The 14,553-nt window shown below is 43.2% G+C and carries 14 protein-coding genes; 13 read left to right on the forward strand and 1 reads right to left on the reverse strand.

Going from position 1 to position 14,553, the window contains the following annotated elements; all coding sequences use genetic code 11:
- The first annotated feature begins 4 nt into the window (after window positions 1-4).
- From KEJ24_04930 to KEJ24_04960, 7 genes are all read left to right on the forward strand, one after another.
- Complete coding sequence (locus KEJ24_04930) at window positions 5-1,222, forward strand: hypothetical protein (protein MBS7647159.1); 1,218 nt, start codon at window positions 5-7, stop codon at window positions 1,220-1,222.
- Window positions 1,222-2,535: a hypothetical protein gene (locus KEJ24_04935; GenBank protein ID MBS7647160.1), complete on the forward strand. Its 1,314-nt coding sequence runs from the start codon at window positions 1,222-1,224 to the stop codon at window positions 2,533-2,535. The genes KEJ24_04930 and KEJ24_04935 overlap by 1 nt, the downstream gene beginning before the upstream one ends.
- Window positions 2,513-4,966 (forward strand): hypothetical protein, encoded by a 2,454-nt coding sequence (locus KEJ24_04940; protein MBS7647161.1) that lies wholly within the window; start codon window positions 2,513-2,515, stop codon window positions 4,964-4,966. The genes KEJ24_04935 and KEJ24_04940 overlap by 23 nt, the downstream gene beginning before the upstream one ends.
- 80 nt (window positions 4,967-5,046) lie before the next feature.
- A complete protein-coding gene (locus tag KEJ24_04945) occupies window positions 5,047-5,478 on the forward strand; it encodes a hypothetical protein (GenBank protein MBS7647162.1) in 432 nt (143 codons plus the stop codon).
- A 111-nt stretch (window positions 5,479-5,589) separates the two neighbouring features.
- A complete protein-coding gene (locus KEJ24_04950; protein MBS7647163.1) occupies window positions 5,590-6,399 on the forward strand; it encodes a prepilin peptidase in 810 nt (269 codons plus the stop codon).
- Window positions 6,392-7,576 (forward strand): carbohydrate kinase family protein, encoded by a 1,185-nt coding sequence (locus tag KEJ24_04955; protein MBS7647164.1) that lies wholly within the window; start codon window positions 6,392-6,394, stop codon window positions 7,574-7,576. The genes KEJ24_04950 and KEJ24_04955 overlap by 8 nt, the downstream gene beginning before the upstream one ends.
- Window positions 7,577-7,619: 43 nt before the next feature.
- Window positions 7,620-7,814, forward strand: coding sequence for a 50S ribosomal protein L38e (locus KEJ24_04960; protein MBS7647165.1), 195 nt, complete (start codon window positions 7,620-7,622; stop codon window positions 7,812-7,814).
- Between the two features lie 69 nt (window positions 7,815-7,883).
- Here the strand turns inward: KEJ24_04960 and KEJ24_04965 are convergent, their stop codons facing one another.
- The gene (locus tag KEJ24_04965) at window positions 7,884-8,612 is read right to left on the reverse strand and encodes a hypothetical protein (GenBank protein MBS7647166.1); all 729 of its coding nucleotides are present in this window, start codon (window positions 8,610-8,612) and stop codon (window positions 7,884-7,886) included.
- Window positions 8,613-8,769: 157 nt separating this feature from the next.
- On the opposite strand from KEJ24_04965, the gene cofE reads away from it, so the two are divergent.
- The 6 genes from cofE (at window position 8,770) to KEJ24_04995 (ending at window position 14,460) form a co-directional block, all read left to right on the forward strand.
- Window positions 8,770-9,528, forward strand: a complete 759-nt coding sequence (gene cofE / locus KEJ24_04970; protein MBS7647167.1) for a coenzyme F420-0:L-glutamate ligase — start codon at window positions 8,770-8,772, stop codon at window positions 9,526-9,528.
- A gap of 11 nt (window positions 9,529-9,539) precedes the next feature.
- Window positions 9,540-10,517: an MBL fold metallo-hydrolase gene (locus KEJ24_04975; GenBank protein ID MBS7647168.1), complete on the forward strand. Its 978-nt coding sequence runs from the start codon at window positions 9,540-9,542 to the stop codon at window positions 10,515-10,517.
- A 100-nt stretch (window positions 10,518-10,617) separates the two neighbouring features.
- On the forward strand, window positions 10,618-11,661 hold the full coding sequence (locus tag KEJ24_04980; GenBank protein MBS7647169.1) for a deoxyhypusine synthase: 1,044 nt from the start codon (window positions 10,618-10,620) through the stop codon (window positions 11,659-11,661).
- Window positions 11,662-11,677: 16 nt separating this feature from the next.
- On the forward strand, window positions 11,678-12,607 hold the full coding sequence (locus KEJ24_04985) for a deoxyhypusine synthase (protein MBS7647170.1): 930 nt from the start codon (window positions 11,678-11,680) through the stop codon (window positions 12,605-12,607).
- A gap of 354 nt (window positions 12,608-12,961) precedes the next feature.
- Complete coding sequence (locus KEJ24_04990) at window positions 12,962-14,038, forward strand: tyrosine--tRNA ligase (GenBank protein MBS7647171.1); 1,077 nt, start codon at window positions 12,962-12,964, stop codon at window positions 14,036-14,038.
- A gap of 5 nt (window positions 14,039-14,043) precedes the next feature.
- Window positions 14,044-14,460, forward strand: coding sequence for a toprim domain-containing protein (locus KEJ24_04995; protein ID MBS7647172.1), 417 nt, complete (start codon window positions 14,044-14,046; stop codon window positions 14,458-14,460).
- The last annotated feature ends 93 nt before the right edge of the window (window positions 14,461-14,553 follow it).

The raw sequence follows: 14,553 nt of genomic DNA on the forward strand, positions 1-14,553 counted from the left end.
AGTCATGGCGGGCTCAACGATAGATCATTTAATCGCCATGACCGTTTTCTTGGGTGCAATGCTGATTTTTATAAGTCTTTTTAATCAAACTATTCAAACGGCTGTGCTCTACCAGCGTAACAGAGCCCTTGCAACAAAATGCAGCGATCTCCTTGACAATATATTGCTTAATCCTGGGTATCCATTAGAATATGAAGGAAATCGTCCAGTGGAATGGGGGAAGCTTGGCTACTCCCCAACAATCTTTGGCTTGCAAGATCCAGAATTCAGTCAATACCGGCTTAGCCCCTTCTCTTTAATGCGTTTAGAGTCATCAAGAGGGAAACAGTTTCTTTATGAAATTACCAGTCATTACTACAGCAATGTTACCGTCGGATTTGGCAGCTTCTTATTTGTATCTTCTGTTGAGACGTTAAATTATTCTTCTGTGGCAAAATTGCTTGGAATCAACAATACTTATGGCTTTCAACTTACCTTAACACCAGTTGTTGATGTTTCTATAAGTGAAGATAATGCTGGAAGCCCGCTCGTTATGAGTTTGAAGGTTACTGGAAATGGTATTCCCTTTGCAAATGCCACGGTAAGCAGTATGCTTATAATGGTTAGAACCACTGGAGACTTTCCATCATATCATACTTTAACTAATAGTTCACATACAGACAATAATGGCATATGTACTCTGAGTTTCCAGAATGTAGGCGTAAACGAATCGTATGCATTCATAGCGTATGCCCGTTTTGGCGGATTGGTGGGGGTAGGTTATTATCAGCGTATAAGAGCTGGCAGCCATGCTATTCCCCTTGTAGAAAGTATTTCAGAGAGGAGGATTGTTCTCGCTCACAGCTATGACATATACGGATTTGGAGCGTCCCATGTGTACTTTAACGCGACGTTTATGATGTTGAGCCAAGATTTTTCGCTTCGCCTGTTAACCATCGAAGATTCAGTTGGAGAGTTAAGTTTAGGTGAGTGCGCAAACTTGACGATTCCAACCTTTGAGGCTGGAATTTTAGTAGTAGCATATCAAGATGAAAGAAGTAACGCGGGCGTTGCTTTAATGCCTTGGGGGGTAAGTTCCATGGCGTTTCCAGTGGTTTTTGGCGAGGACCCCTTAAGTAAAGAATGGGTTGCCACCGATATTAGGCAGGTTATAGTGGGCAATGTTGCTTATCAAGCTAAGCTTGCTTTATGGAGCCTTGAAGGCTACGGGGTGATGGGCTAATGATGCGCACTATTGAAGTGTTTCTCGTAATAATCATAATCACCGGGGCATTCATCATAGCTTCTTTTTACGCTGTTCTACCCATACCACGTCGGGTTTCGCCCGTGAATCTTAAAAGATTAGCTTTAACAACATTACAATCTTTAGATGCTGATTATAATTTGAGTGTGACAGTGTTTAAGCCTAGAGACGACCCATCTTGGGCTATGCTTCAAACAGCGCTTTCTGCATTATTACCTCCAAACATCGTCTACAACTTAACGGTCTATGATGTACAAAGTGGAAGCGAAGGAACCATTTATGTACCATACAAATCGTTTTCGAACGCTGAAAGTTTAGGCATAAAGTCCGAAGCTGCTTCCTACCTAGTTGCTTCTTCAAACGTCACTTTCAAAGTTATTCCAGAAAAGATTGGTGAACGCAGCGGCAGCGGAATAACCTTATACATATTAAACTGCAGCGACGCCCGCGGATGGTGGATTACAGGTTACACAGCCCACAGCCTGGCAGAAGACTTATACAAGCTTCTCTCACCATACTTCACAAAAACAGTAATAGTGCAAAACACAGCACAGTTCGCTCAGATATTAAATAATCAATCTCTAAAAGATGAAACTGTCATGAATGCTGTGCTCATAAACACTTTCGGAGAGGCTGTACCTATCCCCTCACAGTATTGTACGGCGCCCTATTCCAATAATAATTATGCCTACTACTGTTACTTTTTAGGACAGCAAGTCCGCCGTTATAATTGGACTTGGGTCAGCATAGTGGGTTATCCGTTTTACTATGTTTCGAACACGATAGCCCTTAAAGACAGTAAAAATAACTGGGGAATCTATGGAATGAAGGATGTCAGACAGCCCGGGATGTACGCATTTCTCCAAGGATTAAACAATATAAGTTATGATGCAAGTTATTCCAGCGATATCTACAAGTCAGTTGGAGTTGTTAGCCTTTCACCGCAAGTTTTAGAACGTTGTAACTACTACGGGATATATCCTTCACCTTACCAAACTTCCACTAGAGCAATACAGAAATCTAAACTAGATGTATACCCTAATCTAGTCGTTGGCCTACTTATATTCAATGAAAAAGATGGATGTTATCCAGGCGCTATATACAACCATAAAAATGGTGCAAAGATTGAAGGATCGTTATTAGCTTTGGGTTTAACTCGAACTCCAGATATTCGATTGACTGCTATTGGGCTTCTTTCATATTATCAGCCTAGGCTTTACCGTTCCGAGTTTAATGTTGCTGGTGCTTCTAAGCTTGTGGTTTTGCAGCTTGGGCAAGTGGGAGGAACTTAAGATGGATAAGCGTGGGCAGTTCTCGCTTATTGCGGCTCTGCTTGTCGCTGTTGTGCTTATAGCCACGGTTATTGTTACTTACTCGACTATTCGCAACCTTCCTATGGAGGAGCAGCCCCAAGTTTTAAGCGCCATAGATGAAACAAACCTTGCTTTAAAACAGATTCTCGGGTTTACGGTAGGCTATTATGGCTCCATATTGCAGGTTACTGGTGATAGAGAGTACGCCTACAAGGCAGCTTACAAATATTTGATGAGCGGTTTAGAGTACATTGCAAGAATGCATCCTGAACGGGCTGCATCATTTAGTTTGAAAAATTTGAATTTACAGACTTTTTGGTTTGCACGTCAAAGCTACAGCGAAGGACACATCACGGTGCAATACGATTTGGCTGGTCTTGAAATATATGGAATAAACTACACATCATCATGCAAGCTAAACGTGGATGTCCTTGGAACCAATGAGGGTAAAGCATACATGCGCGTTACTGCTGATGAAAGTGCTGAACCAATCATAAATCTCGGAAAAAGCAGTTTCAAATTCTACCTCTACCAATTTTCAAATTTAACATGGGTGACAGTAAGCCCCAGCGCTGAACCTACAGTGTTTTCAGACGGCACATATGCGGTTGATATCCCCTTAGGAGTAGATGAATATTCATATGTGGTGCAAGTAGAAGATTCTAGAGGCATAGTTGTCGTAGCCTCATCCTTTAGCCGCTACACGCTAACTTTAACATGGAATTCCACAATCTATTCCTCAATTGGGGCAATAACAAGAACAGTAAACGAGTCGCTCATCGACCGCGAATCTTTTGAGGGCACTTGGCCCCCCTCTGGATGGACTGAAACTGGGAGGTGGGCAAAAGAAAACGATCAGGCACATGATGGTGGATGGTCGGCGGATTTTGATGGCCCAAACGGTGGAAGCGCTTCAGGGTATTTAACGACACCGGGACTTAATTGTTATGGCGTTAATATGATTTATGTGGATTTTTGGTATAGAGATGAGGGATGCGATGCGGGAGATTTTCTACTTCAATACTATAATGGCAGTGCATGGATAACCATTGCTGACTTGGGTGCAAGTTCCACAGAAAACCAGTGGCTCAATTATAAACAAACAATTACAGACAGCCAATATTTCAAGCCTAACTTTAGAATCCGCTGGTACGCTCATCTAGAAAGGGACGAGCACGCCTATGTTGACTACGTCACAGTTGTGGCAACTAAAACAATTATAATAAGTGCTGAAGATTTTTCGCCCATTACTGTTGAAGTGCTGCAAAATGGAACAATACGCTGGTTAGGCGAACATTTGCAACTGATAACGCAAGCTAAGCCTATACCACCGATCCCGGTTAAGGCAATACGCGTAAATCAAACCATAAATGGCGTAGACCAAGAAGTACCCTTCCAAGTGGAGGACTGGGCTTCAGATTACCGTGTTCCACTTGGCTTAACAAATAATGCAAGCATTTTCAGCAGCAGAAATATGCTAGTTTTCCTAGTAAACCCAAAAGTTTCGAAAGTTACCATATGGTGGAATGGAAGCGACGCAGCTAAACAGACACCATATGCTTATACTAATCGGTATTTCAAAGATAATCCTCCAACATTCAGCAACGGAATACTTACGTTACGTTTTGGTTCTTCAGGCTTCCACGTTGATGCAACCGTGGGAAGCATTACAAGCACCGCGGACTTAATGCGTATAAATGACGAGGAGGACACTACCAATCCAGAGTGGGGATGGACGCTGTATAACGGTGTTGTAAGAGATATTGTGCAGGGTGAGCCAGAATGGGGAACCACATACGGTTTTGGTGGTGCTGACAGAAACGGTACATGTTATAACATTTATGCGCATGTCGTTATTACATTGCCAGCTAACGCCACCTACTACACTTACCAACTACGCCTAATATTCCTGAACTCCACGGACCAACCAAGAACCATAACGCAAATTCGCCTAATCAGAATAACTGCCTCCGGCACGTTTTCTGCTTTAACTGAAAATGGCACGCTTCCAACAGGCTATCCAAGGGTGAGTGGAAGCGGATTCTTCTACAACTTTTCAGCTTCATGCTGGCAACACCGCTGGGCACAACTAGAATCTTCCCTAAAGGGTTTTGGAATAATGTTCACGGACGAAGCTAACAAAATGCTATACTCCTTCGATAACGAAACATTAAGAGGCGCACTCAAAGTAATAAATTCCACCACCGAAAGAACGATTGAACTTCTCCCAGTAAGTCACGAACGACCGCCAGTGATAAACCATGTTCATCCATTGGATATCTGCTGGTACGGCGCCGTGGTAACCTTCGATCGCACCTTGCCGATCTATACAACGTTAAACGGTGTCCCAAAGGGTTTGTGGGTTCTCGTGGAATATCCACCAGTTGTAAGCGTTACCCCTGGAGGCTGATTTCAAATGTGTATTTCAAGTTCATATGGGTTAAATAAGCGATCGCCAAATCTCCTAAACTGGCGTGAAAGGTGGCTGTCATGAACTCCAGAACTCTGTTAAAGTCTAGGAGTGGTATATCCCCGATACTTGCAACCCTCCTGTTAATTGTTATCGCCGTAGCAGCTATTGTCGTAACATATGCTTGGATAATGACATACATGAGTAGCGCCCAACAACAGGGAAGCGTACTGCTCACTCTCGACAGCGTGGGCTGGCCAAACAACAAAACCATAGTATTGTATGTTAGAAATGCTGGAACCGCGGACGCTAGGATAGATAAGGTGTATATTGGCGATTCGGCGAACAACCTCCAACCAGCAACTCATGACGCAGAAAACAGCGTTGTTCCTGCGAATGGTGGAACATTAACAATTAACGTAACCCAGGAGTGGACAAGTGGAACGACCTACTACTTCAAGGTTGTTCCAAAGACTGGTGCTCCATTGGAGTTCAGCAGAAAGGCTCCATAAGCCTTTAAGTAATGGTCTAGAACTTAGTCAATTTCTGTCTATCTGTTTTTATTTTTGCTTTAAAAGCGTGAATGGAATGACATTACTGTACGGGACCTAAGTGGTGATTTGGTGGTGCAAGTGTTCATTGAGGCTGCGAAGGTTTGCTTAACCCTTGGTGCTTTTCTCTACGCTTCTTGGAGCGACTATAAAACCCGTGAAGTCGCTAATAGCGTCTGGATTCTTCTCGCTCCACCTGCTTTCGCTTTAACCTTTGCTGAACTTTTCCTCTTTGATTTTCCCACTTTACCCCTTTTCGGTTTATGTTTCGGTTTAACCGCAGTCTTCGCCATAATTCTATTCTATGCAGGCGGTTTTGGCGGCGCAGACGCAAAGGCTCTGATGTGTTTGGCTCTGGCTTTTCCCTTCTATCCGCAAGGGCTTTTTTGGCCGTTTTCCTGCGAAATTTCGCCTTTTATGCAAATGTTTTTTCCGTTGACGGTTTTCAGCAATGCTGTAGTACTCGCTGCGTTAACAGCCATCTATATTCTCTTCCATAACCTGGTGTGGCGCTTGAGAACAGACAAAGCCTTATTTGAAGGCGGACAGAAAAGCGAATCCTTCGGCAAGAAAATTTTGGTGCTCTTAACAGGCTACAAAATTTCAATCTGGAAAGTTAAGGAGAAATGGCATATCTACCCTTTAGAGGACGTTGAGAAAACCGACGATGGCGTCAGAAGGAAACTTGTGATTTTTCCGAAGGATGAAAGCAGAAACGCCATAGTTGAAAGGCTGGAGGAAGCCTTTCAAAGTGGAGAAATCCAGGAAAAGGTTTGGGCTTCTCCAGGATTGCCCATGCTCATTTATATGACAGCTGGGCTTATAATCGCCATACTATACGGCGACATGGTTTGGAATATGGTTCGTTTTCTTCTTGGCTGAAAAGTTCCAAAATTTTAATTTGCCAACTTTTCTAGTCTGTTTAATGGAGGATGCGACGGGTTTGTTGGATGAATATCTGAACGAAGTCAAAGACTTTTTAAAAAGGCTGGACATCGAAAGGGAGATAGCTGTTGTTGTTATGCCTGACTTTTTCCTTGACCGATTTGTCAGTTTAAACTTCAATTTGGAAGCTTTCTCAAGGTCTGTTGCAAACGTCATAGAGCGTAAGGGCGGGAGTATAGATGGAATAATTCAAAAGGATTTTAGAGGCGGAAATGCTGTAAATGTTGCTTCAGCTCTGGCTCGTCTAGGAGTGAAAGTTACGCCAATAATATGTACTGACAAGTTAGGATTGCAACTCATAAAGTCTTACCTTAAATCGCCAAAAATCAGTCTATCCCATGTAAAGATCGTGGAAAAGCCGTCCATAACAACCGCTCTAGAATTCCAAGCAGCCGATGGAAAGACCAACGTTATGCTAAGAGATGTCGGCTCACTGGCAGATTTTGGGCCGCAGAATCTAGCTGGCGACGACTTTGAAGTAATTCAAAAAGCTGACTACGTATGTGTTTTCAATTGGGCTGGAACAAAAAATTTTGGAACAGAGCTTGCTCAAACAGTTTTCCAATATGCCAAGTCAAAGGGCAGGGGCAAAACCTATTTTGATTCAGCCGATCCGACTCCAAACAAGGAGAAAGCATTAAGCTTGATAAAGATGGTTTTGCAGGCGAATCTGGTGGACATTTTAAGCTTAAACGAGAACGAAGCAGTCTTTTATGCTTCATGTTTAAGCTCAAATGTAAAAAGCCTTGAACAAACGCTTAGCTTTGAAGAGTTGGCGTTGGAATCCGCCAAAATATTGGCTGACCATTTAAGTGCGAGGATAGACTTGCACACCACCAGCCTCTCAGCATCTTTCACGAGAAAAAGTTACACGATCGTTCCAGCTTTTAACGTGTTAGTTTCAAGGGCTACGGGAGCTGGTGACGCTTGGAACGCTGGAAACATCGTTGGTGATGCTTACAACCTTCCAGATGCTGTCAGGTTAACGTTGGCAAACGCTACAGCTGCTTACTACATTTCAAATTCGAAAGGAGAACATCCTACTCGTAAACAGCTTATAAGGTTCTGCGACAAGCTTAAAGGGAAATGGAAGACCAAAACAGATAAAAGTTAGCCTCCCCCTCTAGAAAAAGCGAAACAAAGTTTAGGGATGCGTCATGCCAACAGAAATCTTTGATTTAGACAAATTTGTGGAAATCAGTGAGAAAGCTGAGTACTGTGCAGTTAAACGACTAAAAGACATTGTGAAATTGAAACTTCGTACGCCAAAAATGCTGTACACGTTAAAAGTTGAGCCTTCGAAAGCTGAAGAAGTTATTAAAAGGCTTTTATGCGAAATCCGCGAAATATAATTGCTTCTTTAATTTAAAAGTTAAGTCGTTTTGACACTTTTGGTGAAATAGAAGAAAGGGGGTGAGCGTTTAGCTTCTAAACTTTTGTAGTTTTCTCAAAAGTTCTTTGTCGCCTTCATAGTCTCCGGCGCATGTGGCTATTACGCCATCCACTAATCCATCAAGTTTGCTGGCAACTTCTTCGACTTTTTCCATTGTGGCTGTGGTTGGCCAGCCTATCATTTTGACCATTTCAGCGTTTTTCGGCGTCCCAATGAGGAAGTATGTGTAAATTGGCTTGTTTAGTCGTTTACATTCTTTGGCTACTTGCTCCAGCATTTGGAAGGTTTTGTCTTCAAGTCGCATAAAGAAGACGAAGTCCCATGGCTCTTTGACGCGGGCTAATGTGTCTTCAACGGTTTTGCGGGCTGTGAGCAAACATCCCAGCTTAACGTTTTTCAAGCGTATTGTGTTACGCAGAAAGTCTCTGGCTTCCTCAGAGGACTTAAGCATTTTTATTGGTTCGCCATATTTTGGTATGTCTCCCATTGTTAGGACAAGTCCGTCGAGGCCAACAGCGTCTGCGGCTAGAGCTAAGCCTCCAACCTCCACGGGGCCCTTGTAATGTAATATAAAGATTGGTATCACTATCTTGTCTGGATATTTGCTTTTAAGTACACAACCTATTGCTGTTCCGCTGGGCGCTGGCATACCGGCGGCGCTGTCTGTTATGTTCCATCCGTCAACAAGGTCTTTAACTTCTTCAGCTAACTTCAAAAATTTGCGGGTTGGAACAAATTCATGCAATATTTTCATCAAACATCATCTCGCCTTAAGAGAGGCGTGTTGTTTAAAATAAAAGTTTTGCATACATATTGCGGAAAATCATGATTATTAATGCGTGTCGAAAGTTTTCAATAGCGAAATCGTTAGAAACCTCATATCTGCAATAATAGTCTTTAAAAGGTTTAAGACCATGGATATCATTCAAATAATTGGAATTAAAGGCATACCCATTGTTAAGGTTGGAGACAACATTGCCGAACTGGTGTGCAGGGCTGCAGAAAAACAAGGCACCCCCATACAGGACGGCGATATAATAGTGATTACTCATGTGGTTGTGTCTAGGGCTGAAGGACGAATCGTGAACTTGAACGAGGTTGTACCATCAGCTTTTGCGAGAAATATAGCTGAACCTTACGGCAAAGAACCAGCTTTGGTTGAAGTTGTTCTAAGAGAAGCCAAAAGCATCCGGCGGATGGCTGATGGCAAAATAATAACTGAAACACGACATGGTTTTGTTTGCGCCAATTCCGGTGTAGATAAATCAAACGTGCCAGGGGAAAACTATGTGGCGCTTTTGCCAGAAGACCCTGATGCTTCAGCCAAAAAAATTAGATTAGACATTAAAAGGTTAACTGGCTGCGATGTGGCTGTGATAATTTCTGACACACATGGCCGTCCTTTACGGGAAGGCGAAATAAATGTTGCGATAGGCGTTTCCGGCTTAAAGCCTATAAGAGACCGGAGAGGCGAAAAAGATTTGTTCGGTTATGTCTTGCGAGTTAAACAGACCGCTGTAGCGGACGAGTTGGCTTCAGCAGCTGAGCTCGTGATAGGCCAAGCGAATGAAGGAGTTCCGGCAGCGATAATACGCGGATACAAGTTCATAAAGTCGGAAGACGCTAGGGCAACGGAGCTAATTAGACCAAGAGAGAAAGATCTGTTCTTTTGAGGGAATGTCATGTGAGTGAGGATGTTGTTAAACTTGAAGGTGTTGACCGTTTAGAGATAATCTGTCTAATGGACAACTGTGTGGATCTCACGTCATCCATTGAAAGAGAAGAAGTTCAAAATGTAAGAAGCTGGATTGAAAAGCGCATGGGTAAAGAATGGGTTGACAAAAATTTACGTCTCCCAATAGCGGAGCATGGCTTGTCCATGCTTGTTAAAGTTTTCCGCAACGGCGATTCTTATACTGTTCTTTTTGACACTGGCGTAAGCCCTAGTGGCGCTATTTTAAACGCTGAAGGCATGGGCTTAAACCTCAAAGATGTTGAGACTATAGTTTTATCGCATGGCCACTATGATCACTGTGGCGGCTTGCTAAGCTTCATCAAAGCTGTTGGCAAGAAGTGTTTACCAATAATAGTACATGATGACATGTTTAAAACTCGCGGTGTAGTAAGCGAAGATGGCAGTATAAGGCAACACCCGGCTTTTCCATCTGAAAGTCAAGTGAAGCCAGCCGTTTTCGTAAAAACAAAACATCCCTATTTGTTGGCAGAAAATACAATACTAGTTACCGGCGAGATTCCCCGTAAGACAGAATTTGAAAAAGGCTTTATGCAGCAACGCGCTCTTGTAAACGGTGTCTGGCAGCCCGACCCATGGATTTGGGACGACCGTGCGCTGGCTGTAAATGTGAAAGGCAAAGGGCTTGTTGTAGTGTCCGGCTGCGCCCACGCTGGAATCATCAACACAATTTTATATGCGAAACAAATAACTAACGCGTCAAAAATTTATGCAATAATTGGCGGTTTCCACTTGTCTGGAAGGGGATGTGAAGATCGAATAGGCCAAACCGTTGAGGTGCTGAAACAGTTTGACCCTAGCATTGTTGTGCCAATGCACTGCACAGGCTGGAAGGCTGCCTTCGCCATCGCTAAAGCCATGCCGAAGGCCTTCGTATGGAACAGTGTTGGAAACCTCTACGTTCTCTAACTTTGATGTAAAATTCATTTGCGTCTTTCAAAAAACTAAAGATTTAAAAGTGAGGTTTTTGAAAATATGCATCCCAAAGTTGTGGAGTTGAAAGGCGGTGATTAGGGAGAAAAGGCAAACTCCTTTCTTTAAAAGGAAGCTTGAGCCAATAGAGGTTAAAACTCCTAAAAAAATTTCGGAGTTGCTTGCAGAAATGGCTAAAACAGGTTTTCAAGGCAGAAAACTTGGCGAAATTGTCGAAGTCTGGGAAGAAATGCTTAAAGATAATGTTGTAATCTTTTTCGGGTTTGCAGGCTCCATGAGCACCACTGGTCAATGGAAGATTGTTAACTGGCTTATTGAACACCGCTTTATAGACGCAATTGTTTCCACGGGCGCAAATATTTCAGAAGACATTTTAGAGGCTATGGGGGGCACGTACTGGCAAGGCCACCACATGGTCGACGATGATCAGCTTTTAAAGTACAAGATTGACAGGTTTTATGATGTTTTTGCCGACGAGCTTGAATACCGTCAAATGGAGCGCCTCATTGCCAATTTCATGAAAAAATTGAATCCAAACTGTAAATATTCCTCAGCTGAGTTCCTTCACCTATTTGGAAAAGAACTTTCCCAAATGGGGATTAAAAGCATAGTTGCAACAGCCTACGAGAACAAAGTGCCAGTCTTCTGTCCTGCAATAGTTGACAGCGGCTACGGTATAGCCTATCTGCTTAACAGGAAAAGTGAAGGCAATTTCGACATAACCATAGATCAAATGCGGGATTTTGAACAACTTGTGGATATAAAAGCCAAGGCGGCGCCTGAAAGCGGCGTGATATATATTGGCGGTGGTGTTCCAAAGGACTTTATCCAGCTTACAACTGTTGGCAGAAGCCTAACAGAATCCAGAAAATATGAAAGAGTCTACCCGCATAAGTACGCCATACAGATCACTACAGACGCACCGCATTGGGGCGGTTTGTCCGGATGTACTTTTGAAGAAGCCATCAGCTGGGGCAAAGAAGCCAAAGGAGGACGCAATGTGCAATGTTACTGTGACGCGACTATAGCTTTGCCAATAGTCGTTCATGCCTTGGCTGAGAAGGTTGAAAAAAGAGCGAAAGTTCCAGACCTCTCTTGGCTGTTTAAGGATTTAAAGTAAACTTCGGCGCAACAACATGGAAAAAGTAAAGGACTTCGAACTTTCGAAGAGTGTATCCGCCGATACACTTGTGCGGCAGATGCTTGAAAGCGGAGGCTTTACAGCCAAAAACCTCGCCATCGCCGTTGACATCGTTGAAAACATGCTGAAGGAAAAGAACATCCTTAACTTTCTTTCTTTCCCCGCGTGCATTGTTGCCACAGGCACTCGTGGCATAATTCGCGACATGGTTAAGCGTAAATGGTTTCATGTGGTAGTCACGACATGCGGCACTTTGGATCATGATTTGGCAAGATGTTACCGCGACTATTTTCAAGGCGACTTCTACATGAACGACGGAGAACTTCACAGACGAGGCGTAAGCCGAATAGGCAACGTACTGGTGCCGAACGAAAGTTACGGCGAAATAATCGAAGAAAAAATGATGAAATTTTTGAATAGCATCTATGCTGAGGGCAGGCAGGATCTTGCTACCTACGAACTTTGTTGGGAAATCGGAAAACGCTTAAACGAAAACTCAATCTTGTACTGGTGCTGGAAAAACAATATACCCGTCATAGTGCCTGGTATAACCGACGGCGCAGTAGGCTATCAGCTTTGGCTCTTCAGCCAAGACCATAAGGACTTGAAAATAAACGTGTTAAAAGACGAGCAGCTTCTAAACGACATGGTTTGGCAAGCCGAAAAATCCGGAGCCCTAATAATAGGCGGGGGTATATCAAAACATCACGTTCTGTGGTGGAACCTTTTCAAGAAAGGATTAGACTATGCAGTTTACATAACAACGGCCGTTGAATATGATGGAAGCCTCTCTGGGGCTCGTCCAAGAGAAGCTATATCATGGGGTAAAATACGTGAAAAAGCAAAAACTGTAACTGTAGAGGCAGACGCTACCATTGCTTTGCCGTTATTGTTTGCAGCACTTCTTGAAAGACTTTGCAGTTAAAAACATGCCAGTTTTGGATAGCAACGTTTAATTCCGCAAAAGCCTCAAATTACTTTGGCGATGACTCTTTCATACGAGCCTTCTGTGAATCCCGCCGGGACAAATCCATGCCGACGGACCCAACCGAGCGGCAAGCAGTTCAAGTGCTTGTTGCTGTGAAGGCGGGTTTACCCAAGCATGGGACACCGGCGGGCGCGGGCGCCCAAAAACTTCCCACGCCGGAGAGAGCTTAACTAAGGGGAGCGCATGGCTCCACAATGAAGTTAAGTGATAGGTAACGTGGGAGACAAAAAGGGCGCCCGCGAAACAACCTTTAAGTTTTGCTTTTGCATAAAATAGACGGCTTGACCAGTCTTGGACGTAGAAACCAAAATTGAACTAATCAAACGTCCGCCGACAGAAGAGATTCTTGTCGAAAACGAGCTAAGGGAGCTTCTAGAAACCAACGAGCATCCTGGACACTATATAGGTTTTGAGATTTCCGGTTTGTTACATCTTGGAAATCTTGTCATGGCTGGTTTTAAGATAAACGATTTTCTAAAGGCTGGCGTCCGCTGTCAAGTTTATTTGGCAGACTGGCACAGCTTCATAAACAACAAGTTCGGCGGAGACTGGGATAAAATTCTTCAAGCCACAAAATATTATGCGAAAGCTTTCCAGTTCTTCTGTCCAGGTGTAAAGATTGTTGTTGGCTCGGAACTTTATCATAACAACGATGAGTATTGGCGGAACCTGCTAAAGTTTGCAAAACATATGACTCTAAGCCGCACCTTGCGTTGTCTCACAATAATGGGGCGAAGCGAAACTGAGAAGCTTGACTTGTCGCAGTATTTTTACCCGCCTATGCAAGCCGTGGACATAAAAATCATAGGTGCTGACATTCCCCACGGTGGTATGGACCAACGCAAAGCCCATGTGTTGGCACGTGAAATCTTTCCAAAAATGGGCTGGAAAAAACCAGTGGCGGTGCATCATCATCTGCTAATGGGCTTAACGGAACCAGTTAAACTCTCAACAAAAGACAAGCTTGAGCAAGTTATTGCTAGCAAAATGAGCAAATCCAAACCATGGACGGCTATATTCATCCATGACACTGAGGAACAAATCCGAGCCAAACTAAAAAAGGCGTGGTGTCCGGAAAGACAGACGGAAATGAACCCTGTTTTAGAAATAGCCAAATACATTATTTTCCATGAGACAAAAACCTTTACTGTAGAACGTCCATCCAAATTTGGTGGCACGATAACCTTTGAAAATTATGACGCGCTTGAAAAAGCCTATGAGGCTGGTCAACTTCATCCGCAAGACTTGAAAAACGCTGTAGCTACAGAACTAGCCCGCATACTGGAACCCGTAAGGCGATACTTTGAAACGGATAAGGAAGCCCGCGAAAGCCTAGAGGTTGTTAAAAAGGCAGAATTAACAAGGTAAAAGTCTTGTCCACTCATCTAAGAGATAAAGCTGAACAAATCCAACAAATTCTAGAGCAGTTGGCAGAAGAAAACAAAAACGGGAAACCCATCCTCGTAGAAGGGAAAAAGGATGCTGAAGCTCTAAAAATCTTAGGAATAGGCGGCAAAATAATATTCGCTAAGAGAGGCCTAAAAACCCTCATGAATGTAGTTTCGGAAATCGAAAACTTGAACGCTGATGAAATCCTGCTGATGTTAGATTTCGACAGAGAAGGCAAACGACTAACAGAACAATTGAAAAACCACATAGAAAAAACTGGCGTAAAAGTAAACGTCCATTATTGGCTTAAACTTTTAAGTTTGACGGGCAGAGAAGTCAAGGATGTTGAAGGCTTAGCCACCTACATGAGAACATTAAAAGGCAAAGCCGGCATTCCTTAAAAAGATCTTGCCCACAATTCAGGAAACAAAATAGATACAGAATTGGAATAACCTATATGAGTGCAAACCAACGCCAGTTTTTAGTGAGAAAGG

The organism is Candidatus Bathyarchaeota archaeon (assembly GCA_018396705.1).
Classification (GTDB): Archaea; Thermoproteota; Bathyarchaeia; order Bathyarchaeales; family Bathycorpusculaceae; genus DRVP01.